We start from the raw sequence: 23,758 nt of genomic DNA, 5'->3' as shown, positions 1-23,758 counted from the left end.
CATGGGACACGTCGAAGACCGCTGGTGGCGCGCCGAGCGAGATCCCGCCACCGGCCGAACGGAGCGACGCAAGACCGAGCGGTTCGGCCGCGGACACCGCTACCGGGTCCGGTTCCTCGACCCCGACGGGCGCGAGCGCAGCCGTAGCTTTCCCGACCGTCGGAAGCGCGCCGCCGACGAGTTCCTGGTCAGTATGGAGAGCGACAAGAGTCACGGCAGTTACATCGACCCGAAGGCCGGTCGGATCACCTTCGGCGACTACGCGGGCCGCTGGCTCGCCTCGCAGACGTTCGAGGCGTCGACCCACAACAGCGTGACGTGGCGGCTGAACGCGCAGATCCTGCCGTTCTTCGAGCGGCGCGAGCTGGGTGCCATCAGTCCGACCGACGTCCGGACCTGGATCCGCGGGATGCAGGATCGCGGTGTCGCCGAGAGCTACCAGGCCGGATGCTTCGCGCACGTCTCGTCGATCCTCACCGCGGCGGTCGACGATCGGCTCATCCGCGAGAACCCGTGCCACGCCCGGTCGGTGGTCCGGCCCAAGCGCCCGCCGGTGAAGGTGATCCCGTGGTCCCGCCAGCGGGTGGACTCGATCCGGACGGCGATGCGCGACCGGCTCGCGATCTTCGTCGCGCTCGGCGCCGGGTGCGGGCTGCGTCAGGGGGAGGCGTTCGGCATGTCCCCGGCCGACATCGACCGGAAGGCCGGCGTCCTGCACGTCGTTCGGCAAGTGTGCCTCGTCGACAGCCGACTCGTGTTCGCGCCGCCCAAGCGCAACAAGACCCGCGACGTCCCGATCCCGACCAGCGTGCTGGACCTGGTCGACGAGCACATGGATCGGTTCCCACCAGTGCCGGTCACGCTGCCGTGGCGCACTCCGTCCGGCGAACCGACGACCGTCCTGCTGTTGATCACCGATGAGCGCGGGGGAGCGCTGCGGCGCAACCACTTCAACGAAGCCGTGTGGAGTCCGGCGCGGAAGGCCGCCGGTGTCCAGAACCCGACCCGGCAGGACGGGACGCACGCACTCCGCCACTACTACGCCTCGGTCCTACTCGACGCGGGGGAGAACATCCGGGCGCTCTCCGAGTACCTGGGCCACCACGACCCCGGGTTCACGCTCCGGACCTACACCCACCTGATGCCGTCCAGCTCGGCCCGTACCCGCCGCGCCATCGACGCCGCGTTCGGGGGCCGCGAGGATCGACCCGACGGCCCCGGGACGGCCCAGGGCGATCCACAGGTCTCTGACCTGCGGTGACATCTGCATCCGGCTTACAGACCGACTCGTCCGCCCCGTTCTCCCCGACATGCGCCGGGGGAGCGGGGTTCGTGCGCTGAGCAGCGGAGATGCTCTCGCGACCTCTCGTCGTCTCTCCGCGACGTGCCACAGCCCGGCGATGGGCCCGGGACATGATCATGCGCGGCGCGCCGTGCGCAGGTCACCGGCCCTGCCGCACCTCCCTGATCTCCGAGCGGTGCCGGGTCCGGGCGGAGCCTGATGTGTGCGCTTCCTCGGGGGTGGCGCCGTGGGCCGTCTGCTCGCTAGCGTCCGGCTCCGTGAGCGACTGGGAGATTGCACAGGTCAACATCGCGCTACCGGTGGTTCCGCTGTCCGAGCCCGAACTCGGGTGGTTCGTCGAGGCCCTCGCCCCCGTGAACGCTGTGGTCGACAACGCGCCCGGATTCCGGTGGCGCATGCAGACCGAGGACGGCGACGCCACCGCGGTCCGGGCGTTCGGAGACGACCGGCTCATCGTCAACATGTCCGTGTGGGCCTCGGTCGAGGCGTTGGCCGACTTCGTGTACCGCGACCCGGCCCATGTCGCGGTGCTCCGCCGCAAGCGGGAGAGTTTCGTGCGCCTCGGCGAGATGCATCAGGCGCTGTGGTGGGTCCCGGCCGGGCATCGGCCTTCGGTGGACGAGGCAGAGGAGCGGCTCGCCCATCTCCGGGCTCACGGACCGACGCCTCGGGCGTTCACGTTCCGGATCCAGTTCCCGATCCCCGGCACCGAGGCCGACTCGATCTCCGGACACGACGATTGGTACTGCCGCGCTTGAGACATGAGGCCTCCCGTCGTCGGTGACGCGGGTCGGCCTGGCCGGCCCCGGGCCGGGGGCACACAGGGGGCACAAGGCCTGCTTGCTGGTTCGGTGGCTCGGCGAGACAGTGCAGAGATGCTCGTGGACGAGGTACCCGCCTGGGTCGGGCCGTGGTGCCGGGAGAACCTGGGCAGCGAGCCGGTCGAGGTGCTGTTCGCTGTTGCGCAGATGTCCGTGGTTCTGGGGCTGTGCCTCGATGACGGGGCTGAGGTGGTCCTGAAGGCCAGGGAGGACGACAGCCGTGCGAAGGCATGTGTGCTGGCACAGGCGCAGCTCGCCGAGCGCGGGTTCCCGTGCCCGAGGCCGTTGACCGCGGCGATCAGTTCCGGCGGGATGGTCCTCCATGCCGAGGAGTTCAGGCCCGGTGGGGAGGTCTCGGGTGGTGACACTCCCGAGGTCGCGTCGCGCTATGGGGGAGTCTTCGGCTGGCTGCTCGCCGAGTTGCAGAACGTGCGGGTGGCGCCGCCGTTGCCGAATCCGCGCTGGGTCTGCTGGGACCACGCCGGCCGCGGTGTCTGGCCGAGCATCGGGTTCCTGGACCAGCGGGACCAGAGTGTGGTGCCGCAGTTCGTCGAGGACATCGCGCAGCGAGTGCGGGCCAGGCTGCGCGGGGCGGACGCGCCCTGCGTCCTGGGGCATTCCGACTTCGAGGCGCAGAACCTGCGCTGGCACGGACCGACGCTGTGGGCGCTACACGACTGGGACAGTCTTGCCTGGCAGCCGGAAGCTGCGCTCGTCGGTGCTGCGAGCGGGGCGTTCCCCCGCTCGCCCGGTGAACCACCGACGCTGGCGAGCCTCACCAGCTCCGAGGCGTTCCTGAACGCTTATCAGAACGTGCGCGGTCGACCCTTCACGCCCGACGAGCTGGAACTCGCGTGGGCAGCAAGTCTGTGGCCGGCTGCTCACAACGCCCGCTGGGACGCTCTGCACGGGGAACCGGAGTCACCGTCGACCACGGCTCTGATCGAGCAGGCGGCAGATCGGTTGGCCCGCGCCGGAGTGCGACCGGTCGGAGGCATTCGCGCGCGCTAGCCCGGCGATGATGCGGGTGGTGGCTCCGGTTCCACGAACCCTCGGACGGACTGCGAGGCGCGGACGGCGGGGTCGGGGAAGCGCACAGATCCCCGTCGACGAGCCGACTACCGCCCCCGGAGATACGCAGTGATCATCGCGGTCAGCTCGTTCTCCAGCCGTCGCGCGGGGATCCGGTCCGGTGCCGCCGACAGCGCGTGGACCATGAGCTCCAGGGTGGTCGTGACGATCTGCGCGGCGGCCTCCGTGTCCTCGACGCCCGCCTCGGGATGACGGACCAGGAGGTCCCGGAACCTGCGCATCCGGCCGCGCTGGTACGCCTCGATCTTCGTCATGACGGCGCCGGCGCGGGGCGCTTCCTCCATGAACAGCCGCAGCAGTCGTGGGTCGTCGCGGTGGTTCGCGATCGCCGTGCGCACCATCGCCCGCACGAGCTCCTCCAACGGCTGATCGCCTGCGTCCTCACCGGTCGTCAGCGGCGCGGCGCCCTGGTCCAGGTGCCGGGTCAGGAGCTCGGCCAGGATCGCGTCCTTGTTCGGGAAGTACTGGTACAGCGAGCCGATCGAGCACCGGGCCTCCTCGGCGATCCGGTTCGTGGTGCCTGCGGCGTAGCCGTACGTGGTGAAAACGTGAGCAGCCGCGGTGAGGATCCGCTCGCGGGTGAGTTCTGCCCGGACCTGACGCGGCCGCCGACGTGCGGCGATCCGGCGCTGTTGCGGGGTCATGTCCCTCCCGGGTGCGCGGGCCGAAAGCGAGTAGCCCAGAAAGTGAGCTCCTACTTAGAATATGGCTTCTACCTGCGACGATACAACCAAGGGAAGGCTCACCATGCTCCAGGTGCTCAGCACGCTCGACCCGCGAACCGCCGCCGTCCTCGAACGGCTCTACGTCGAGTCCGACAGCCGGCCCGAGCCTGTCCCGCCGAAGGACCTCGCGGAGTACCCGCGTCCCGTCGAGCTCACCGAGGAGCAGGTCCGCGCGTTCGACGACGAGTTCCTGACCCTGGAGAAGGAGCAGGCGGCGTACTGCTACACCCAGGCCCGCGCCACGGGCGCGCGCACGATCGTCGAGTTCGGGACGTCGTTCGGGATCTCGACGATCTGGTTGGCCGCCGCGGTCCGGGACAACGGCGGCGGAACGGTGATCAGCGCCGAGCGGGTGCCGCGCAAGGCGGAGCGGGCCCGCGCCCACATCGCCGAGGCGGGTCTGGAGCAGTACGTCGAGATCCGGGTCGGCGACGCCCGCGAGACCCTGCGCGCCCTCGACGGCCCGGTCGACATGTTTCTCAACGACGGCTTCCCGGACGTCGCACTCGAGGTCCACCGCCTGGTGACCCCGGCACTGAGGCCGGGCGCCCTGGTCATCACCGACAACGTCGGGCTGATGCCGGACCTCTACGCCGACTACCTCGCCTGGATCCGCGACCCGGCGCACGGGTTCGTCTCGGTCCGCATCCCGTTCCACGGCGGCACCGAGTTCTCCGTGCTGACCGAGGCGGTGCCCGCGTGAAACGACTCATCGACACCCTGCTCCGGACGGCGACCGTCGAGCACGTCGAGCCCCTCGCGGGCCGCTTCCGGGCGATCACCCTCACCGGCGCCGGGATCCGCGACCTCGAGGTGAAGCCCGGCCAGCAGATCCGTGTGCAGGCCGGGGCGGCCAACCCGGTCGTCGACCTGCTCGTCGGCGCGCTGCGGACCTACTCGATCTGGGAGTACGACCGAACCCGCATGGAACTGCGGATCTTCGATCACGGCGAGGGCCCGGGCGCGCAGTGGGCACGGCGGGTCCGTCCGGGCGAGGAGGTCAGCGTGTTCGGACCGGAGGGCTCGTTCGTCACCCGGCCCAGCGCCTACCACCTCTTCGCCGGGGACGAGACCGCCGCGGTCGCGTTCGGCGCGATGATCCGCGGTCTGGACGACGGCGCCCCGGTGCACGCGGCGATCGAGGTCGACACCGAGCAGGAGCGGCTGCCGATACCCGGCGAGGTCACCTGGATCCACCGCAACGGCCGATCGGCCGTCAAGTCCGCCGATCTCGTCGCGGCCGTGGCGAAGCTGGACTTGCCGGAGACACCGGGGACGGCGTACCTGGCGGGCGAGGCCGGGACCATTCAGATGGTGCGCGAGCACCTGGTCCGCGACCGGGGCTGGCACCGGCGCAACGTCGTGACCAAGCCGTTCTGGGCGCCGGGGAGGACCGGAATGGACTGACTCCCGCGGTCGGGGCGGGTCAGCTCGTCGCCGGGCCGGGGCGCAGTGGCCGGCCGCCCACCGGTTTCCCGGCCTCCTCCGCCACCGAGGACCGGACCTGACCGCATCGGGCGGCAGGGTCGTCCTCGACCGCTCCCGAACACCCCGGAGGACGCCATGTACGCACCCGCCCGCCACGACGAGACCACCGGACTCCTCCACTACATCGACCAGCAGCTCACGGCGATCCGTTCGGCCCTGTACGGCCTCACCGAGGAGCAGGCCCGTGCGACCCCGTGCCGCAGCGCGCTGTCGATCGGCGGCCTGGTCAAGCACGCCGCCTACTGCATGCGCGGCGCGGTGCAGCGGCTGACGACCGAGGTCACCACCCAGCCCCTCGACGCGGCCGCGGTCGCCGAGTTCACCGCCGGCTTCGCGATCGGCGACGACGAGACGGTCGCCGGCACCCTGGCCCAGTTCGACGACGCACGGACCGAGCTGCTCGCCGTCGTCTCGCGGACCGACCCGGCGGCGGAGTCCACGGCGCCGCCCACCCCGTGGAACGGGATCCACGACGCGCGCCCGATCCACACCCGCTACTACCTCGTCCACCTGGTCGAGGAGTTCGCCCGGCACGCGGGCCACGCCGACATCATCCGCGAGCAGATCGACGGTGCCACCGTCCCGGCGCTGGAGCTCACCCTCGCCGGGGCCCCCGCGAACGACTTCTTCACCCCGTACGAGGCCGCGCCGGGCACCGTGCTGGCCTGAGCGGTGCCAGGATCGTCGCCATGCGGATCGCGGGGGAGATCGTGCACTGGCGGGGTCCGGCGCCGTACCACTTCGTCCGGCTGCCGGACGATGCCGCGGCGGTCGTCGCCGACGTCGCGCGGGACGTCACCTACGGCTGGGGCATGGTCCCCGTCGACGCCGTGCTGGGCGCGACCCGGTTCAGCACCTCGCTCTTCCCGCGCGACGGCGGGTTCCTCCTACCCGTGAAGGACGCCGTACGCCGGGCCGAGGAGGTCGAGGTCGGCGACGTCGTGCAGGTCGAGCTGGAGATCCGTACCCGTCGGTGACGGTATCCCCGCGCCGGTCCGGTCGTTGACCAGCACGGACCCGCTCGAGGAGGACGGATGCGTCGACGACGACGGAACGGAGCGGTCGCGGCCGCCCTCGCGGTGGCGGCCCTGGTCGGGCTCGCCTCGCTGCAGCCCGCACTGGCGATCGGCCCGTTCGGCCCCTCGGGGCGGGTGACCGTCACCCCGACGGCCTCCAACCAGTTCGCCGGGACCCTCGACGAGGGCTCCGGCAGCCGCGAGTACACCGCCCGCCACGGTGCCCCGCCCGACGGCGGCACCGGCGCGCTCGAGCTGCGCACCCCGGGCGACGGCGACAAGCGTCAGTACGCCACCGACGAGGTCGCCGGGCCGTTGTCCCGGTTCACCGACGCCAGCTACTGGGCGTACCGCGACCCGGCGTCCTCGAGCGGGCAGATGCCGTCGTTCGCGATCGCCGTCGACGTCAACGGGAGCACCCTGGAAGCCCGTGACCTGTACGTCCTCACCTACCTGCCCGACCGGGCGCCCGCCGGCACCTGGACCCGCTACGACGTCGGCGCCGGCACCTTCTGCCTGACCCACCAGATCGGCCGGGTGGACGCCTACCGGCAGTGCCGCGACGGCGGCGAGCAGCGCACCCTGGAACAGATCATGGCCGAGTACCCGCAGATGACCGCCTACGCCGCCGGGTTCAACCAGGGCGGGGGCGACGGCGGCCTGGTCGGCGCGGTCGACCTGATGCAGGTCGGCGGCCGGGTCTACGACTTCGAACCCGCCTGAGCCGGGCGGGTCTCAGCTCACACAGAACTCGTTGCCCTCGGGGTCGCAGAGCGTGGTGGTCACCGGGCCCCGGTCGCTCGTCGTCCACAGCACCCGCGCCCCGAGCGCGACCAGGCGCTCCACCTCCGCGGGCGCCTCGGTCGGCCCGACCTGCAGGTCCAGGTGCACCCGGTTCTTGGCCGACTTCGACTCGGGGACATGCTGCACGAACAGCCGCGGCCCCGGCCCGCGGGCGGTGGCGACGTCCCGGAACCCGCGGCGGTCGCCGTCGGCCAGCACGTCGGCCTCGCCGAGGTGGCCGGCGGCCAGCAGGCCGTCGACGACCGTCGTGTGGTCCTCCACCTCGTAACCGAGGGCAGCCGCCCAGAATCGCACGAGGGCGTGCGGGTCCGTGGCGTCGAACGCGATCTGCAGGGTCGGGCTCATGGCGACGATCCTGGCCCATGACGAGGACAGCCCCTGTCCGCCTGAGGAGACCCACTGGGTTCGGCACTGCCATAGGCTCGCCGGGTGCTGTACGACTTCACCGACCTGCGACTGTTCCTGCACGTCGTCGCCGAGGGCTCCATCACCGGTGGCGCCGCGCGGGCCAACCTGAGCCTGCCGTCGGCGAGCGCGCGGGTCCGGGCCCTGGAGCGGCACGCCGGGGTCGAGCTGCTGGTCCGGGAGCGGCGCGGTGTGCGCACCACCCCGGCCGGGCGGGCACTGGCCCGGCACGCCCGCGACGTCCTCGACCGGGCGGCGCGCCTCGACGGCGCGATCGCCTCCTACTCCCGGCCGGCGAGCGCGCCCCTCTCGCTGCTCGCCGGGAGCTCCGCGATGCACGACCTCGTGCCGCGGGCGGTGACGGCGTTCCTGCTGGCCCGGCCGCACTCCGACGTCGACGTCACCCTGCGGCGCAGCGTCGAGACCGCCCGCACACTCGCCGACGGTGGAGCGGACCTGGGGATCGTGCTCGACCAGGTGGCCGCCGGGCAGGGACTGCGCGCGGAGCCGCTGTGCGACGACTCGCTGGTCGTCGTCGGCACCGGGCACGGTGTGCTCGACGGTCGGGACTCGATCGCGTTCGCCGAGGCGGCCGAGCACCCGATGGTGGGGCTGGCCGCGTCGGCGCCGCTGCAGCTCTCGCTCGACGCGCAGGCGGCCGAGGCCGGGCTCGCGCCGCGGTACCGCACCCGTGCCGCGGACCTGGGCACGGTGGTCGCGCTGGCCGAAGCGGGGGCCGGACTCGCCGTCGTGCCCCGTCGCGCGGCCGCCGTCCCGTCCCGTGCCGGCCGCCTGCAGGTGGTCGCGCTGGACGAGTCGTGGGCCCGGCGCGGGCTGTCGCTGTGCTGGGGCGCGGCCCTGGAGCCGAGCTCGCCGGGGTGGCCCGCGGTGCAGGCGCTCGCCGACCACATCCGCTCTGTCTCTGCCACTGCCGAAGGCTGAGAGCGGAACTTCCGCATTGTCCGGTGGACCGGACGGGCCGACCCTCGACCCATGAACCTCTGCGACGAGCCCGACGGTGTCGAGCGGGCCCTGGCCGGACTCCGGCGGGTCGTCGTGCCCGTCGCGGCCGGGCTGCTCCTGCTCTTGGCGATCGCGGCCGGCGACGCCGCCGAGACCGCCGCCGCCGAGTCGACCGGAACCACACGGGTGGGCGCGACCGTGCTCGGGACGACCGCGGGGCCCGGGCCGGTCACGGTCGGCTGGACCGACGACCGCGGCGTGGTGCGGACCGCCACGGTGACCGTCGGCGGGCGGGTCGACCCCGGCCGGACGGTCGGGTTGTGGCTCGGCCCGGACGGTGCCCCGGCCGCGCCGACCCGCCCGACCGAGGTCCGGACGGCCGGCATCCTGCGGTCGGCGACGGTGCTGGCCGTCGGTGGGTTCCTGCTGGTCGCGCTGTACACGGCCGCCGGCGTCCTGGGCCGGGCCCGGGCGTCGGGACGGGTGGACCGCGAGTGGCGCGCGGTCGAGGCGCGCTGGCGGGAGCTGCCCAGCGGGTGAACGGAACTGTCGGGGGTCCGGTGCAGCATGCGTCCCGAACCCGCCCCCGAGCGCCGGAGGACCCGTGGACCAGCCCGCCACCACCGACCCCGTCATGGACCCGGTCATGGACGCCGTCGTCGTCGCCGTCGAGGCGGGTCGTGCCGGGGACCGGACCGGCGCACGTGCCCGGTTCGACGCCCTGTGGGAGCAGGTGGGTGTCGACGGCGACCCGTTCCACCGGTGCACGCTGGCCCACTACGCCGCCGACGTGCAGGACGACCCGCACACCGAGCTGATGTGGGACGAACGCGCCCTGGCCGCCGCCGACGAGCTGACCGACGAGCGGGTGCAGCGCCACCACGCGTCGCTGAGCGTCGGTGGGTTCCTGCCCTCGCTGCACCTCAACCTCGCCGACGTGCACCGCCGCCTCGGCGACGACGAACGGGCGCGCCACCACCTGTCCCGTGCCCGGGACCGGGTGGGGGCGCTGCCCGACGACGGCTACGGCGCGATGATCCGCGCCGGGATCGACCGCTGTGGTGAACGCCTCGACCTCGGTGACCGCTCGTGACCCGCGCGCACTCAGACGACCGCGCCGTCGCCCGCGCGGCGCCGTGCCCGGTCGGCCTTCGACGGGTGGCGCCGTCCCGCCTTGCCGACCGGCTGCTTCGCTCCGGACGTCCGCGGCGCGGGCCCCGGCCAGCGCCGCTGCAACAGGATCGACACCGGCCCGGCGACGACGATCGTCGACACCGTCCCGACCACGATGCCCACGATCAGCGCCAGCGCGAAGTCGCCGAGGGTCGCCCCGCCGAGGAAGAGCAGCACGGTCAGGATCGTCAGCGTCGAGATGCCGGTGTTCACCGTCCGCGGCAGGGTCGAGAGCACCGCCGACCCCACGAAGGTGTGGAACGGCAGCGTCGCGTTGCGTGCCCAGTGCTCGCGGACCCGGTCGAACACGACGACGGTGTCGTTGACCGAGTAGCCGATGACGGTGAGCAGCGCCGCGAGGAACACCCCGTCGGCGGTGCGGCCGGTCCAGGCGAACACCCCGACCACCACGAGGACGTTGGTCAGCAGCGCCGCGACCGCGCCGGCGCCGAGCGTCCAGCGGAACCGGAACGCCAGGTACAGGAACTGCGCGGCGAGCGCGACACCCAGCGCGATGATCCCGCCGCGGGCCAGTTCGGCACCGAGGCTGGGCCCGATGAGCTCGTCGCGGAGCAGCTCGGCGCCGCCACCCGCCGCGCCGACGGCCTCGCGCAGCTGCCCGACCTGGGCGTCGGTGAGCTCGCCGGAGCGCAGGGCCACCGCGCCGTCGCCGGTCTCGGTGACGGTGAGCCCGCCGATCCCGGTGGCGTCGACGGCGTCGCGGACCTGCTCCACGCTCACCGGGTTCGACGTCGTGAACTCGACCAGCCGGCCGCCGGTGAACTCGACACCGAGCTCCAGGCCGCGTACGAACAGCCCGGACACCATCACCACCACGACGACCCCGGCGCCGGCGAGGTAGCGGGCCGGGCGCCGCAGGAACCCGGGGTCGCTCGCCTCCAGCCTGCGCCGGACCGGGCCGATCTCGGTGATGCCGGTGATCCTCGGCCTGCGCTTGACCGCGGGGATCCGCAGGACGGCGAGGGTGAGCAGCCGGGACAGCACCAACGCCGAGAACAGCGACACGACCACACCGATGACCAGCGTGACACCGAACCCGCGGACCGGCCCCGACGCGAGTCCGAACAGCAGCACGGCGGCGAGCAGCGAGGTCACCGCGACGTCGCCGACCGCGGACAGCGAGTTGGCGTAGCCCATCTCCGAGGCGCGTTCCAGGCGTGGCTTCGCCGCGTACTCCTCGCGGGAGCGTTCGGCGATCAGCACGTTCGCGTCGACGGCCATGCCGACCGCGAGGACGAAGGCGGCCAGGCCGGGCAGCGTGAGCGTCGCGCCGAGCCCGGTCTGCACCGCGTAGGCGACGAGCGCGTACCCGCCGAGCGCGACGACGGCGACGAACCCGACGAGCCGGTACACCACGATGAGGAAGGCCCCGGCCAGCGCGGAGCCGATGATCGCGGCCCAGGCGCTCGCGGAGATCGCGTCGGCGCCCAGGGTCGGGCCGACGGTCCGCTGCTCGATGATCTCCACCGGCAGCGGGAGGGCGCCGCCCTCGATCAGCACGGCCAGCTCGGAGGCCTGCTCGGGGGAGAAGTTGCCGGTGATCTGGGTCTGCCCGCCGAGCATGCCGACGTTGCACGGGATGTCCTCGACGACCTGCGGGGAGGAGATGACCTGCTGGTCGAGCACGATCGCGACCCGACGCTGCGGGTCGCCGGACGGCGCGCAGGCGGCCTGGCCGGTGAGGGCCTGCCAGCGGGCGGGGCCGTCACCGTCGAAGGAGATGTTGACGATGTGCCCGACACCCTGCGGGTTGGGCGAGGACATCGCCGAGCCGACCATGTCGCCGGTCAGGGCCGGCGGGCCGAGCTGCAGCGGTTGGCCCTGCTCGTCGACGCCGGTCCCCCCGGCGGCGGGGTCACCGACCCCCAGCACCGGGTGCATCGTCAGCTGCGCGGTGCGCCCGAGCGTCTCCGCGGCCTCCGCGGGGTCGGTCAGCCCGGGGAGCTCGACGATGATCCGGTTCTCCCCGGACCGGGCCAGGCTCGGCTCGGCCACACCGAGCCCGTCGATGCGCCCGCGCAGCACCTCCAGCACGCGGTCGGTGGCCTCACCGTCGGCGGCGACCTCGGGGGTGTCGCGGGTCTCCAGGACGATCTGGGTGCCGCCGCGCAGGTCCAGGCCCAGCGTGGGGGCGGTGGTGAGCGCGACGACGGAGGACAGGGCGAGCACGGCGAGCGCGATGAGCGCCCGCCAGAGCACGGGGCGTGGCTTCACAGGGATCCTCGGCGGCGGGCACCCCGGTCGGGACCGGGGCACGGCGGGGGTGCGGGGGAGTCGCGGGCGGTGGCGACCGGTGGGGTCGTCCGGTCAGGCCCGCGGGGGTCCCCGCGACCCGATGTCCGCGCCGGTCCCGGGCGCCGGGGCGGCGGCCGGCGCGTGGTCGTCGACGCGGCCGGGCGCCTCGTGCGGGAGCCCGGCGGCGTCGAGGACCAGCAGGTCCAGGGCGGGGCCGGGGTGGCCGGCCGCGTCGGGTGCGACCGGACCGTCGTGGGCGGAGCGCCCCAGCAGCGCGGGCCGGGGCGCCTCGGCGGGAGCGACGTCCTGCCCGACCGAGGCCGCCGCCGTGGCCGGGACGGCCTCGGCGGTCAGCGACCCGGCGACCGGGGCGAGCGCGGCCACCAGCGACAGCAGCAGCACCGCGACGAGGCGGCGGGCCGGGCTGCGGGTCGTGCGCACGAGGGTGATCCGTCCGGTTCGGGGGTTTCCGCCCGCGACGGTACCGGTCACCGCGCCGCCGACGACGGAGCAGGGGGCGGACTGGGGGGCGCGCGACCGTCCCGGTTCGGCACAATCGTGACCGCACCACCCCGTGAAGACCCGAGAGGACGACTGACGTGAGCACGGATCCGTCGACCAGCCAGAACACCGACTCCGCGGAGACCGGCGGCGGGACGACCGGCGGCGAGACGATCGAGTTCCAGGCCGAGGCCCGGCAGCTGCTGCGGTTGATGATCCACTCGATCTACTCGAACAAGGACGTCTTCCTGCGCGAGCTGATCTCCAACGCCTCCGACGCGCTGGACAAGCTCCGTCTCGCTGCCTACCAGGACAAGGACCTGGGCGCCGACACCGACGACCTGCACGTCGAGCTCGTGCCGGACGCCGAGGCGCGCACCCTCACCGTGCGCGACAACGGCATCGGCATGACCCGCGACGAGGTCGTCGACCTGATCGGCACGATCGCGCGGTCGGGCACCGCGGAGCTCCTCGCGAAGCTGCGGGAGGCGGGTGACGACGCCCGCCAGGAGCTGATCGGCCAGTTCGGCGTCGGCTTCTACTCCTCGTTCATGGTGGCCGACCGGGTCGAGCTCGTGACCCGCAAGGCCGGCACGTCCGAGGGCGTGCGCTGGAGCTCCGACGGCGAGGGCACCTACACGATCGAGCCGGTCGCCGACGCCCCGCAGGGCACCGCGGTCACGCTGCACCTCAAGGCGTCCGACGCCGAGGACCAGCTGCACGACTACGCCGACCCCTCGGTCCTGCGGCGCATCGTGAAGACCTACTCCGACTTCATCACCTGGCCGGTCCGCATGCCTGCCGGAACCGGCACGGCGGGGGACACCGACGACGCCGCGCCCGAGACGCTGAACTCGATGAAGGCGCTGTGGGCCCGCCCGCAGAAGGACGTGACCGAGGAGGAGTACGCCGAGTTCTACCGGCACGTCAGCCACGACTGGCAGGAGCCGCTGGAGACGATCCGGCTCGCCGCCGAGGGCACCTTCGAGTACCAGGCGCTGCTGTTCCTGCCGAAGGTCGCACCGATGGACCTCTACATGCGCGACGCCCGCCGCGGGGTGCAGCTCTACGTCCGGCGGGTGTTCATCATGGACGACTGCGAGGCGCTCGTCCCCGAGTACCTGCGGTTCGTGAAGGGCGTCGTCGACGCCGCGGACCTCTCGCTGAACGTGTCGCGGGAGATCCTGCAGCAGGACCGCCAGATCTCGGCGATCCGCAGGCGCCTGGTGAAGAAGGTGCTGTCGGTCCTCGGGTCGATGCGCGACAACGAGCCGGAGAAGTTCGCGACCTTCTGGGAGCAGTGCGGCCGGGCGCTCAAGGAGGGCCTGCTGTCCGACGCCGACAACCGCGACACCATCCTCGGGGTGTCGGTGTTCGAGAGCACCCACGACGCGGAGAAGCCGACCTCACTCGCGGCCTACAAGGAGCGGATGCGCGAGGGCCAGGAAGCGATCTACTACATGACCGGGGACTCGCGGACCGCGATCGAGGCCTCCCCGCACATGGAGGCGTTCCGGGACAAGGGCTACGAGGTCCTGCTGCTGACCGACCCGGTCGACGAGGTGTGGGTCGACGCCGTCGACGGCTTCGACGGCACCCCGCTGCGCTCGATCGCCAAGGGCCAGGTCGACCTGCAGACCGACGAGGAGAAGGAGGAGGCGGCGGCCAAGCAGGCCGAGTTCGCCGACCTCTGCACCTGGATGGCCGAGGTCCTGACCTCCGACGTCAAGGAGGTGCGGCTCTCCACCCGGCTCACCACCTCCCCGGCCGTCCTCGTCGGCGACGAGTTCGACATGACCCCGACCCTGGAGAAGATGTACCGGGCGATGGGGCAGGAGCCGCCGAAGGTGAAGCGGATCCTCGAGCTCAACCCGTCGCACCCGCTGGTCGCCGGGCTGCGGGACGCGCGCGCGGCCGGCAAGGACGAGAGCGGCACCGTCGAGCTGCTGCACGGCATGGCGCTGCTGGCCGAGGGCGGCGAGCTCGCCGACCCGTCCCGGTTCGTGGGGCTGCTCGCGGAGCGGCTGCAGCACACCCTCTGACGCCGCGCGGCGCGGGGACCGGCCCCTGACGAGAGCCGCACATCTGAAGAGCTAATCAGGTGTCGTGGCTATGCTGTCGCGGTGATCGGGAACCCGCGCCGCTGGGCGCCGCTGCTCGCCGGGCTGCTGCTCCTCGCGGGGTGCGGCGCGGGTGACCCGGCTCCGGCGCCCGGCGACCTCGGCGACCACAGCGCCGCACCTGCCACGGCGTCGGTGGTGAACTGCGGCGTCGACGTCCCGGTGCAGCGCCCGGAGCGGGTCGTCGCGATGTTCCAGAACGGCATCGAGGCCGTCCTCGCGCTCGGGGCGGGGGACCGGCTCGTCGGAGCGGCCTACCTGGACAACCCGCTGCCGGCGCAGCTCGACGGTGACTTCCGCCCGCAGAGCTACTGGCCCGAGGAGTACCCGTCGCGCGAGGAGGTGCTGCGGGTCGATCCGGACCTCGTCGTCTCCGGCTTCACCGGCGCGTTCACCCGGGAGGGCCTCGGCACCCGCGCCGAGCTCGGCGCCACCGGCACGGAGACCTTCCTGTTCAGCGCCTACTGCCCGACCGCCGACGGCGGCGGTCAGCAGAGCATCGGCGCCAACGACGTGTCCTTCGCCGGCGTCGAGCGCGACCTCACCGACCTCGGTCGGCTGCTCGGCGCCGAGGACCGGGCCGCGGAGGTCGTCGCCGGCATGCGCAGCACCCTCGGCGACGTGGCGGGCCGGCTCGCCGGGGTCGCCGACCGTCCGCGGGTGGCGATGCTGAACTCCCCGGGCGGCACCGGTGAGCTGCGGGTCTTCGGCATCGGCGACGTCGCGACGACGATCATCGAGGCCGCGGGCGGGCGGCAGGCGTTCGACACCATCGCCGGCCGGCAGCGCACCGTGTCGCTGGAGGGCATCGTCGCGGCCCGCCCGGACGTGATCGTGATCCCGGCCTGCTGCGGGCGCGATGTCGGACCGGAGGGCGCGGAGCCGCTGGCCGAGCGTCTGCGGAACGACCCGGCCCTGGCCACGGTCCCCGCGGTCCGCGACGGCAAGGTGTTCACCACGACCTTCGCCGAGGTCAGCCCCGGCATCCGCAACGCCGACGCGGTCGCGACGCTCGCCCGCCGGCTGCACCCGGACCGGTTCGGCGGCTGAACCCCGGCGCCGTCGCGCGCGGTCCGGTCGGGCGCCGGGCGGCGTCGCGCGGTCCGTTTCGACGGCCGGGTCCCGGCCCGGCGCGGGGCCCGGCGGCTGCGGTCGGACCGCTGCAGCACCCGGTGCGACGAGGCGGAGGAGTGCGGATCCGCCCGGCGCCGTTGCCGAGCGGACGGCCAGAACCGTATCCGGTCCGCGCCGCCCGCGGGAGCCACCGTGCCCCGATCGTTGCTAGGTCTCCGACCCCGCGGGCAGCGGCGGGTTCCCCGGGCGCAGCCCGTCGAGGAGCAGCGCCAGGTAGCGTGCGCGGTCCTCGCCCGACGCCGTCGCCGCCGCGTCCGACCCCTCGGCGACGGCGAGCGCCATGACCAGCACCGCCGACAGGTCCCGTGGGGTGAGCTCCGGGCGGACCGCGCCCGCCTCACGCGCCCGCTCCAGCAGCCGGGTCAGCGTCCGGCCGTAGCGCTCGGCGGACTCGACATCGAACGCACCGGTCTCCCGGGCCAGCTGCAGGAGCGTCCGGCGTCCGGCGATGGCCTCGACCGCCCGGCCCAGCGACCCGGCCAGGTCGGCCCACGGGTCGCCGTCCCCGGCGGCCGCGGTCGGCTCGATCTCGGCGACGAACACCTGGTCCAGCACCGCCCGCACCAGCACGTCGCGGGTCCGGAACCGGCGGTACAGCGTCGCGACGCCTACCCCGGCCCGGCGCGCGATCTCCTCCAGCGGGACGTCCGCTCCGTCCGACTCGAACGCCGCGGCCGCCGTGTCGATGATCCGGCGGTGGTTGCGGGCGGCGTCGGCGCGCAGCGGACGGCCCGCCGGGGAGCCGTCGAGCGACGAGGCGGTCATCGGAGCACGGTATCGCCCTGGCTCACCAGGTCACCGGCAGCGTGTGCATGCCGTAGACGAAGTGGTACGCCCGGAAGGCCTCGGGCGGGACCGGCCCGGCCGGGGCGAGCGTGGGGAAGCGGCGGAGCAGGGCGGGGAACGCCGTCGCCATCTCCATCCTGGCCAGCGGGGCGCCGAGGCAGTGGTGCACGCCGTGCCCGAACGCGACGTGCCCGGCCGCACCCCGGGTGACGTCGAGCCGGGCGGGGTCGTCGAACCCGGACGCGCTGTCGCGGTTGGCCGCGGGGAGCGAGCACATCACCAGCGACTGCGCCGGGATCGGGGTGTCACGCAGCACGGTGTCGGTCGTCGTCACCCTGACCACCCCGGTGTGCACGATCGACAGCCACCGCAGCAGCTCCTCCACGGCGGGGCGGGCGAGCTCCGGGTCGCTGCGCAGCAGCGCGGCCTGCTCCGGGTCCTCCAGCAGTGCCAGGGTGCCCAGCGACAGCATGTTCGACGTCGTCTCGTGCCCGGCGATCAGCAGCAGCGACGCGATCCCGACCAGCTCGTCGTGGCTGATCTCCTCGCCGTGCTCGCGGATCAGCATGCCCAGGATGTCCTCGCCCGGGTCGGCCAGCGCCCCGTCGACGAGCCGGCTCATGTAGGCCCGGTTCTCCCGCCCGACGGCGAGCCGCTCCTGCGCCGGAAGGGACACGTCGAGCAGGCGGGTCGAGCGTGCGGTGAACTCGTCGCGGTCGGTGTAGGGCACCCCGAGCAGCTCGCAGATGACCATCGACGGTACCGGCAGGGCGAACAGGGTGACCAGGTCGGCACCCGGCCCGGCGGCCTCCAGCGCGTCGAGGTGCTCGTCGACGATCTCGGTGATCCGCGGCGCCAGGCGGGTCATCCGGCGCTGGGTGAACTCGCGGGTGAGGAAGCGGCGCAGCCGGGTGTGCTCCGGCGGGTCCTGCGCCAGCAGCTGGCCCGCCCGCATCTGCTCCTGCTCCCGCTCCGAGAGCGGCGGGGCGTCCGGGCGGGTCAGCGCGGCGCTCCCGGCGTTGGAGTAGGTGGCGGCGTCGCCGAGCACCTGGCGCACGTCGTCGTAGCGGGTCACGAGGTAGGCGTCGGCGCCGAACGCGGTCCGTACCCGCGGGATCTCGCCGGAGTCCCGGATGCGCTCCAGGTCGGCGTCGGGTCGGAACCGGTCGCGGCGCATGTGCAGCGGGAGCGAGAAGTCCGTGGCGGTGTCGGTCATGGTGCTGGCCTCCGGTGGGTGGGCGGCGCGTCGCTCTCCACGGTAGCCGCTCAAACGACAGCGCGCTCTCGTTTTGTGTGCCCTGTCCGGTACGCCCCGGACGGCCGCCGAACCGGTGAAACCGGGCGAAGCGTGACAGGCTGCGACCGTCAACGGCGACGGCACCCCGGGGGGCGACCTGTGTTCCAGCACGATCCCGAACCGCTCGGCAGCGTCTGGCTGTCCGCGCTCGTCGCACTGCTCCCGCTGGTGGCGATCTTCGTGACGCTGGGTGCCCTGCGCTGGAAGGCGCACTGGGCCGGGCTGGCCGCGCTCGTCGTCGCGGTGGTGGTCGCGGTGGCGGCCTTCGGAATGCCCGTTCACCTGGCCCTGCTCTCGGCCACCGAGGGAGCGGTGTTCGGTCTCTTCCCGATCATGTGGATCGTCTTCACCGCGATCTGGCTCTACCAGCTCACCGTGGCGGCGGGCCGGTTCGAGGACCTGCGCGCCGCCTTCGGGCTGATCTCCGACGACCCCCGGGTACAGGCGATCATCATCGCGTTCTGCTTCGGCGGGCTGCTCGAGGCGCTGGCCGGGTTCGGCGCCCCGGTGGCGATCACCGGCGTCATGCTGATGGCGCTCGGGTTCTCCCCGGTCCGGGCGGCGGTCGTCGTGCTGCTGGCCAACACCGCACCCGTCGCGTTCGGCGCGGTCGGCACCCCGATCATCACCGCGGGCACCCTGACCGGGATCCCGTACGACGAGATCGGTGCCGTCGTCGGACACCAGACCCCGGTGCTCGCGGTCGTCGTCCCGACGCTGCTGGTGCTGCTCGTCGACGGCAGGCGCGGCGTGCGCCAGGTCTGGCCGGTCGCGCTCGTCATCGGACTCGCGTTCGCCCTCGCCCAGTGGCTGGCCGCCACCTACCTGTCGGTCGAGCTCACCGACATCGTCGCCTCGCTGGCCGGGCTGGCCGCCGGCGTGCTCCTGCTGCGCTTCTGGCAGCCGCGCGGCGGCGCCGAGGCGAGGGAGACACTGCGCATCGAGCGCACCGCCGACGCACCTGTCGAGGAGCCGGGCGGAGCCGACGGCGGCCGGTCCGTCGCGACCGAGCAGCGCACCCTCGCCGAGCGCTCGCAGGCACTGTCGGTCGGCCGGCTGGTCATGGCCTTCGCCCCGTACCTGCTGATCATCGTGGTGTTCTCGGTGGCGAAGCTGGTCGGCCCGGTGACGTCCTTCCTGTCCGGGACCGACGTCAGGATCGGGTGGCCGGGCCTGGACGGGCAGGTCCTCGGCGCGTCCGGAGACCCGGTGTCGACCACGGTCTACAGCCTCCAGTGGCTGTCCTCACCCGGCTCGCTGCTGCTGATCTGCGGCATCGGCGTCGCCGCGCTGTACCGGCTGTCGCCCGCGACGGCCGTCCGCGAGTTCACCGGGACCGCGTACCGGCTGCGGTTCGCCTTCCTGACCGTGGCCACCGTCCTCGCCCTCGCCTACGTGATGAACCTGTCCGGGCAGACGATCTCCATCGGCACCTGGATCGCCGGGACCGGCGCGGCCTTCGCCTTCCTGTCGCCGATCCTCGGCTGGCTCGGCACCGCGGTCACCGGCTCGGACACCTCGGCCAACGCCCTGTTCGCGACGCTGCAGCAGACTGCGGCCGAGCGGGCCGGGCTCGACCCGCACCTGATGGTCGCGGCGAACACCTCCGGCGGCGTCGTCGGGAAGATGATCAGCCCGCAGAACCTGACCATCGCGGCGACGGCCGTGGGCATCGCCGGCCGGGAGTCCGAGCTGTTCCGGCGGACCGTCCTGTGGAGCGTCGGGCTGCTCGCGGTGCTGTGCGTGCTGGTGTTCCTGCAGTCGACCCCGGTGCTCGGATGGATGCTCCCGACCTTCTGAGGCACGGAGTGGGGCCCTGCGGAAGGATCGGCCGGGTGCGCCTGACCGTCCTGCCCACCGCCGATCTCGGGCGCGACGGGCTCCGGGGCCTGCGCGCCCTGCTCGACGCCGCGTTCCCCGCCGACGCCGACGGGACCGGCGGGTTCGACGACGCCTCGTTCGACCACGCACTCGGCGGGGTGCACGTGCTCGCCGGGCCGGTGCACGACCCGGTCGGGCACGCGGCCGTCGTGGGGCGGCGGCTGCTGCACGACGGCGTCGCGCTGCGCACCGGCTACGTCGAGGCCGTCGCCGTGCGGCCCGGGCTCCAGGGCGGCGGGCTCGGCGGGCTGCTGATGGCCGAGGTGGACCGGATCGTGCGCGGCGGGTACCGGCTCGGGGCCCTCGGCGCCGCCGCCCGTGCCGCGCGGCTCTACCGCAGGCTCGGGTGGGAACCGTGGCGCGGCCCGCTCGCGGCGCTCACCCCGGACGGCATCGTCGACACCCCCGACGAGCGCGGCAGCGTGCACGTCCTGCCCGTCGACGCGTCGCTCGACCCGACCCACGCGCTGGTCTGCGACTGGCGCGACGGCGAGCTGTGGTGACCGCCGCGACGCCCCGGAGGCCGCCGGCCCCGGAGTGACGCGGCCGGTTCACCCGGAAGTCGACCGGGAGACGGGTGATCGTCATCCGGCGCCGGTGGAGTTCACCCGTGCAACTGGCGGTGCTCGACCTGGCGGGTACGACGATGGCCGACGACGGGCTCGTGCTCGCCGGTCTGCGTGCCGGCCTGCGCGCCGCCGGGGGTCCGTGTCGACGGCCCGTGCTACCCGGCGCTGGACCGCCAGGCCCGCGCGACGATGGACCGCCCGGTCATGACGGTGCTCGGCGAGCTGCTCGACGGCGACATGTACCGGGCCCGCCGCGCGCACTCCGCGTTCGCCGACCACCTGCACGCCGCGTTGGACGCGGGCCGCGTGCGCCCGGTCCCCGGCGCCGCGCAGACCCTCGACGCACTCCGCGACGCCGGCCTGAGCGTGGCTCTGACCTGCGGGTTCGACCCCGAGCTGCGGGACCGCCTGGTGTCGGCGCTCGGGTTCACCGAGCGGGCGGACATGGTCCTGTCGCCCGCCGACGTCGACGGTCGCGGCCTGCCAGAGCCCGACCTGCTCCACGCCGCCGCCCGTCGGGCCGGGACCGAGCCCGCGCAGGTCGCCGTGACCGGTGACGCGACCGCCGACATCGACGCCGCCGTCCGGGCGGGGGCGGGCCTCGCCGTCGGGGTGCGGGGCGGGGCACACGGCGAGCCGCGGCTGCGCGCCGCGGGTGCCGACGCCGTCATCGACTCGGTCGCGGACCTGCCCGCGCTGCTCGGCCTGCCCAGCTGAGCCCCGCGGCGTAGCGTCCGTCCTGATCATGACCGGTCAGCGGTGACGACGGGGGTGGCGGCGTGGCCCGACGCACGGTGGCGGTGGCGTCGCTGGGTACGACGTTGGCCCTGGTCAGCTACACCGCGCCGCTGGCGACCTTGGCCCCGATCGCGGCCGACCTGGGCTCCTCGCCGTCGGGGCGCTCCTGGATCCTGAGCTCGATGAGCCTGGGGCTCACCGCGGTGCTGCTGACCGCGGGGACCCTGGCCGATCGGCTGGGGCGGCGCGCGGTGTTCACGACCGGCGCGGTGGTGCTGGCCCTGGCCTCGGCGGGCGGGGCGTTCGCCACCGGCACCGCCGGGTTCGTCGCCGGCCGGATCGGGCAGGGCGTCGGGGCGGCCGCGGTCGTCGCGTGCAGCCTCGCCCTGATCGGGCACGCGCTGCCGCCGGGCCCGCGCCGCTCGGCCGCGACCGGGCTGTGGGGCGCGGCGCTGGCCGCCGGGATCGCCGCCGGGCCGTTGCTCGCCGGGGTGCTGCCGTGGCGGGTGCTCTACCTGGCCGTCGGCGTCGCCGGGCTGGTGCTGGCCGTGGCCGCGTGGGTGCTGTTGACCGAGTCCACCGCCGGCGCCCCGCGGCCGGTCGACGTCAGCGGGATGGTGCTGCTCGCGGCCGGGCTGACGGTGCTGCTCGCGGGCCTCACCGAGGCGCGACGGCTGCCGGTCACCACCGCGACGGTCGTGCTGCTCGCGGTCGGGGCGGCGCTGCTGGCCGGGTTCGTCGTGGTCCAGTTCGTCGTGCCGCACCCGATGGCCGGCCCCCGGCTGTTCCGCCACCCCGGGCTGGTCGGGGCGACGGTCGCGAGCCTGGCCACCGGGCTCGGCATCATCTCGCTGAGCTCGTACCTGCCCGCCGTGCTCGCCCCGGTGCACGGCACCGCCCCCGCGACGGCGGCGCTGCTGCTGCTCGGCTGGTCGGGCACCAGCATCGTCACCGCGCTGCTGACCCGCCGGATCAGCGAGCGGGTCACCGGCGGGGTCCGTCTCGGTGTCGGCCTGCTGGTCATGACGGCCGGTCAGCTCGGACTGCTCGCCACCGGCTCCGGCACCGGGGTGGTCCTGGCCGCGCTGGTCGTCGTCGGTGTCGGCACCGGGGTCGTCAACGCGACGCTCGGCCGCGAGGCCGTGGCCTCGGTGCCGCCGGACCGCGCGGGCACCGGCAGCGGCATCAACAACACCGCCCGCTACCTGGGCGCCGCCGTCGGGGTCACGGTGACCTCGGTGCTGACCTCGCCGGCCGGGAACGAGCCGGTGGCTCAGCTGCTGGCGGGCTGGCAGGTGGCGGTGCTGGTCGCGACCGGGTTCACCCTGCTCGGCGCGCTCGTGGCGCTCGGCTGCGCCCGCGCCGCCGCCCCGGCCGGGCGGTGACGCGGGCACTGACGCGGGTGGCGCTCAGACGACCGGGGTGATCGCCCGCAGCGCCCCGGAGCCGCGCACCGCGGTGGTCAGGTCGGCCAGTGCCCGCCCGTGCGCCGCCGCGAGCTCCGCGGACTGCTCGGTGAGGGTGTTGCGGTCCAGGTATCCGGAGTGGTCGAGGTAGAGCCCGGGGGAGAGGACCTGCACGGCGAAGAACCCGGCCAGCACCGAGCGCAGCCCGTCGACGGCGAGGAAGTGGTGCCCGCTCGCCCCGGTCAGCACGACCGCGGCCGCCTTGCCCTGGAGCGGGGCGGTCTTCTCGCCCCACTTGCCGCGCTCGGTGGCCTCCAGCAGTGCCCGCAGCGACGCCGTGTGCCCGGCCCGGTAGACCGGGCTGCCGAACACGACGGCGTCGGCGTCGGCGAAGGCCGCGGTGACCTCGGCGACGGGGGTCTGCGACAGCTCGATCAGCGCGGTGTCGGCCCCGGTGCCGGCGAGGATCCCGGCGTCGGCGGCCGCTGTGCGCCCGCCCGGCTCCGGCCCGGCGACGACCCCGATGATGCGGCCCGCACCACCGCTCACGACACCGCTCACGACGCGGCCCGCGGGGTCAGGGAGTAGGTGCCGCGGTGGAACAGCAGCGGCAGCCGCTCCGGGTCCGCGCCGAGCGCGTCGACCCGGGCGGCGACGATCGTGTGGTCGCCGCCGTCGTACTCGTTCCACAGGGTGCAGTCGACCCAGGCGCCGACGCCCTCCAGGACCGGCGAGCCGGACGGCGCCGCCGTCCAGGACACCCCGGCGAACTTGTCGACCCCGGAGCGGGCGAAGCCGGCGCTGTGGTGCTCGTGGTCGGCGGCCAGCACGTTCACGCAGAACCGGCCCACCTGGCGGATGCGCGGCCAGGTGGAGGACCCGCGCGAGGGCGCGAAGCTCACCAGCGGCGGGTCCAGCGACAGCGAGGCGAAAGACTGACAGGTGAACCCCATCGGCCCGTCCGGTCCGACCGCGGTGACGACGACGACGCCGGACGCGAACGCGCCCAGTGCGTCGCGCATGGTCTCCGGGGTCACCGAGGGGGTCACCGGGGCGGAGTGCGCGCCCACGGCCGGTCCGGTGGAGGAGCGGGACATGACTCGACTGTAGGCGCGCCGACCCGGCAGCGACAACGATCTCGGCCGGGGGTGGCACGCGCCACCCCCGGCCCGTCGTCGTGTCGCGCCACCCGCCGCGGAATCGATCCGGTAGAACTCCCCGTGCCGTGCATCCCGAACTCGTGGGGAGCCCCGGGGTGCCCGAGACGGCAACGGCCGGCG

Annotated in this window: 25 protein-coding genes; 17 read left to right on the top strand and 8 right to left on the bottom strand. The window is 73.9% G+C overall.

What is annotated here, in order from left to right:
* Window position 1: 1 nt before the first annotated feature.
* The 3 genes from Ae331Ps2_RS27065 (at window position 2) to Ae331Ps2_RS27055 (ending at window position 3,135) form a co-directional block, all read left to right on the top strand.
* Complete coding sequence (locus tag Ae331Ps2_RS27065; protein ID WP_075305717.1) at window positions 2-1,261, top strand: site-specific integrase; 1,260 nt, start codon at window positions 2-4, stop codon at window positions 1,259-1,261.
* A gap of 299 nt (window positions 1,262-1,560) precedes the next feature.
* The gene (locus Ae331Ps2_RS27060; RefSeq protein ID WP_075311619.1) at window positions 1,561-2,061 is read left to right on the top strand and encodes a DUF3291 domain-containing protein; all 501 of its coding nucleotides are present in this window, start codon (window positions 1,561-1,563) and stop codon (window positions 2,059-2,061) included.
* Window positions 2,062-2,178: 117 nt separating this feature from the next.
* Window positions 2,179-3,135: a hypothetical protein gene (locus tag Ae331Ps2_RS27055; RefSeq protein ID WP_075305718.1), complete on the top strand. Its 957-nt coding sequence runs from the start codon at window positions 2,179-2,181 to the stop codon at window positions 3,133-3,135.
* A gap of 107 nt (window positions 3,136-3,242) precedes the next feature.
* Here the strand turns inward: Ae331Ps2_RS27055 and Ae331Ps2_RS27050 are convergent, their stop codons facing one another.
* Entirely contained in the window at window positions 3,243-3,860 is a 618-nt protein-coding gene (locus Ae331Ps2_RS27050) for a TetR/AcrR family transcriptional regulator (RefSeq protein WP_075305719.1), read from the bottom strand.
* A 112-nt stretch (window positions 3,861-3,972) separates the two neighbouring features.
* On the opposite strand from Ae331Ps2_RS27050, the gene Ae331Ps2_RS27045 reads away from it, so the two are divergent.
* From Ae331Ps2_RS27045 to Ae331Ps2_RS27025, 5 genes are all read left to right on the top strand, one after another.
* Complete coding sequence (locus Ae331Ps2_RS27045) at window positions 3,973-4,644, top strand: O-methyltransferase (RefSeq protein WP_198932155.1); 672 nt, start codon at window positions 3,973-3,975, stop codon at window positions 4,642-4,644.
* Window positions 4,641-5,348 carry a siderophore-interacting protein gene (locus Ae331Ps2_RS27040; protein WP_020623720.1) on the top strand — a complete coding sequence of 236 codons (708 nt, stop codon included), beginning with the start codon at window positions 4,641-4,643 and terminating at the stop codon, window positions 5,346-5,348. Before Ae331Ps2_RS27045 ends, Ae331Ps2_RS27040 begins: the two co-directional genes overlap by 4 nt.
* Before the next feature lie 156 nt (window positions 5,349-5,504).
* Window positions 5,505-6,098: a DinB family protein gene (locus tag Ae331Ps2_RS27035; protein WP_075305721.1), complete on the top strand. Its 594-nt coding sequence runs from the start codon at window positions 5,505-5,507 to the stop codon at window positions 6,096-6,098.
* A gap of 20 nt (window positions 6,099-6,118) precedes the next feature.
* Window positions 6,119-6,406 (top strand): DUF1905 domain-containing protein, encoded by a 288-nt coding sequence (locus tag Ae331Ps2_RS27030; protein WP_020623722.1) that lies wholly within the window; start codon window positions 6,119-6,121, stop codon window positions 6,404-6,406.
* Window positions 6,407-6,463: 57 nt separating this feature from the next.
* Complete coding sequence (locus Ae331Ps2_RS27025) at window positions 6,464-7,168, top strand: hypothetical protein (RefSeq protein WP_139318686.1); 705 nt, start codon at window positions 6,464-6,466, stop codon at window positions 7,166-7,168.
* 12 nt (window positions 7,169-7,180) lie between these two features.
* Here Ae331Ps2_RS27025 and Ae331Ps2_RS27020 read toward each other — a convergent pair whose 3' ends face one another.
* A complete protein-coding gene (locus Ae331Ps2_RS27020; RefSeq protein WP_075305723.1) occupies window positions 7,181-7,594 on the bottom strand; it encodes a VOC family protein in 414 nt (137 codons plus the stop codon).
* An 84-nt stretch (window positions 7,595-7,678) separates the two neighbouring features.
* Here Ae331Ps2_RS27020 and Ae331Ps2_RS27015 point away from each other — a divergent pair, with 84 nt between their 5' ends.
* The 3 genes from Ae331Ps2_RS27015 to Ae331Ps2_RS27005 all read left to right on the top strand — a co-directional run bounded on the left by Ae331Ps2_RS27015 (window position 7,679) and on the right by Ae331Ps2_RS27005 (window position 9,710).
* Window positions 7,679-8,596, top strand: a complete 918-nt coding sequence (locus Ae331Ps2_RS27015; RefSeq protein ID WP_075305724.1) for a LysR family transcriptional regulator — start codon at window positions 7,679-7,681, stop codon at window positions 8,594-8,596.
* 51 nt (window positions 8,597-8,647) lie between these two features.
* Window positions 8,648-9,157: a hypothetical protein gene (locus Ae331Ps2_RS27010; protein WP_075305725.1), complete on the top strand. Its 510-nt coding sequence runs from the start codon at window positions 8,648-8,650 to the stop codon at window positions 9,155-9,157.
* 64 nt (window positions 9,158-9,221) lie between these two features.
* The gene (locus Ae331Ps2_RS27005) at window positions 9,222-9,710 is read left to right on the top strand and encodes a hypothetical protein (RefSeq protein WP_233147505.1); all 489 of its coding nucleotides are present in this window, start codon (window positions 9,222-9,224) and stop codon (window positions 9,708-9,710) included.
* Between the two features lie 11 nt (window positions 9,711-9,721).
* Here Ae331Ps2_RS27005 and secD read toward each other — a convergent pair whose 3' ends face one another.
* Both secD and Ae331Ps2_RS26995 read right to left on the bottom strand, forming a co-directional pair.
* A complete protein-coding gene (secD, locus tag Ae331Ps2_RS27000) occupies window positions 9,722-12,025 on the bottom strand; it encodes a protein translocase subunit SecD (RefSeq protein WP_249265551.1) in 2,304 nt (767 codons plus the stop codon).
* A 93-nt stretch (window positions 12,026-12,118) separates the two neighbouring features.
* Window positions 12,119-12,487: a hypothetical protein gene (locus Ae331Ps2_RS26995; protein WP_139318687.1), complete on the bottom strand. Its 369-nt coding sequence runs from the start codon at window positions 12,485-12,487 to the stop codon at window positions 12,119-12,121.
* A 233-nt stretch (window positions 12,488-12,720) separates the two neighbouring features.
* Between Ae331Ps2_RS26995 and htpG the strand changes: the two genes are divergently transcribed.
* Both htpG and Ae331Ps2_RS26985 read left to right on the top strand, forming a co-directional pair.
* On the top strand, window positions 12,721-14,589 hold the full coding sequence (htpG, locus tag Ae331Ps2_RS26990) for a molecular chaperone HtpG (protein WP_075311624.1): 1,869 nt from the start codon (window positions 12,721-12,723) through the stop codon (window positions 14,587-14,589).
* A gap of 81 nt (window positions 14,590-14,670) precedes the next feature.
* Window positions 14,671-15,717 (top strand): ABC transporter substrate-binding protein, encoded by a 1,047-nt coding sequence (locus Ae331Ps2_RS26985; RefSeq protein WP_075305727.1) that lies wholly within the window; start codon window positions 14,671-14,673, stop codon window positions 15,715-15,717.
* A 231-nt stretch (window positions 15,718-15,948) separates the two neighbouring features.
* Here Ae331Ps2_RS26985 and Ae331Ps2_RS26980 read toward each other — a convergent pair whose 3' ends face one another.
* Both Ae331Ps2_RS26980 and Ae331Ps2_RS26975 read right to left on the bottom strand, forming a co-directional pair.
* Window positions 15,949-16,566 carry a TetR/AcrR family transcriptional regulator gene (locus Ae331Ps2_RS26980; protein ID WP_075305728.1) on the bottom strand — a complete coding sequence of 206 codons (618 nt, stop codon included), beginning with the start codon at window positions 16,564-16,566 and terminating at the stop codon, window positions 15,949-15,951.
* A gap of 22 nt (window positions 16,567-16,588) precedes the next feature.
* Window positions 16,589-17,803: a cytochrome P450 gene (locus Ae331Ps2_RS26975; RefSeq protein ID WP_075305729.1), complete on the bottom strand. Its 1,215-nt coding sequence runs from the start codon at window positions 17,801-17,803 to the stop codon at window positions 16,589-16,591.
* A gap of 180 nt (window positions 17,804-17,983) precedes the next feature.
* Here Ae331Ps2_RS26975 and Ae331Ps2_RS26970 point away from each other — a divergent pair, with 180 nt between their 5' ends.
* From Ae331Ps2_RS26970 to Ae331Ps2_RS26955, 4 genes are all read left to right on the top strand, one after another.
* The gene (locus Ae331Ps2_RS26970; protein WP_075305730.1) at window positions 17,984-19,684 is read left to right on the top strand and encodes an L-lactate permease; all 1,701 of its coding nucleotides are present in this window, start codon (window positions 17,984-17,986) and stop codon (window positions 19,682-19,684) included.
* Window positions 19,685-19,719: 35 nt separating this feature from the next.
* Window positions 19,720-20,268 carry a GNAT family N-acetyltransferase gene (locus Ae331Ps2_RS26965; RefSeq protein WP_083696058.1) on the top strand — a complete coding sequence of 183 codons (549 nt, stop codon included), beginning with the start codon at window positions 19,720-19,722 and terminating at the stop codon, window positions 20,266-20,268.
* A gap of 177 nt (window positions 20,269-20,445) precedes the next feature.
* Complete coding sequence (locus tag Ae331Ps2_RS26960) at window positions 20,446-21,051, top strand: HAD family hydrolase (protein WP_083696056.1); 606 nt, start codon at window positions 20,446-20,448, stop codon at window positions 21,049-21,051.
* 62 nt (window positions 21,052-21,113) lie between these two features.
* Window positions 21,114-22,457: an MFS transporter gene (locus Ae331Ps2_RS26955; RefSeq protein WP_075305732.1), complete on the top strand. Its 1,344-nt coding sequence runs from the start codon at window positions 21,114-21,116 to the stop codon at window positions 22,455-22,457.
* Between the two features lie 24 nt (window positions 22,458-22,481).
* Here the strand turns inward: Ae331Ps2_RS26955 and Ae331Ps2_RS26950 are convergent, their stop codons facing one another.
* Both Ae331Ps2_RS26950 and Ae331Ps2_RS26945 read right to left on the bottom strand, forming a co-directional pair.
* On the bottom strand, window positions 22,482-23,039 hold the full coding sequence (locus tag Ae331Ps2_RS26950) for an NAD(P)H-dependent oxidoreductase (RefSeq protein WP_249265552.1): 558 nt from the start codon (window positions 23,037-23,039) through the stop codon (window positions 22,482-22,484).
* Window positions 23,036-23,575 carry a flavin reductase family protein gene (locus Ae331Ps2_RS26945; RefSeq protein ID WP_075305733.1) on the bottom strand — a complete coding sequence of 180 codons (540 nt, stop codon included), beginning with the start codon at window positions 23,573-23,575 and terminating at the stop codon, window positions 23,036-23,038. Before Ae331Ps2_RS26945 ends, Ae331Ps2_RS26950 begins: the two co-directional genes overlap by 4 nt.
* Between the last annotated feature and the right edge of the window lie 183 nt (window positions 23,576-23,758).

It is taken from the genome of Pseudonocardia sp. Ae331_Ps2 (genome assembly GCF_001932405.1).
Lineage (GTDB): Bacteria > Actinomycetota > Actinomycetes > Mycobacteriales > Pseudonocardiaceae > Pseudonocardia.
The sequence above is the reverse complement of the archived record's forward strand: the minus strand, read 5'-3'. Positions and strand labels throughout refer to the sequence as shown.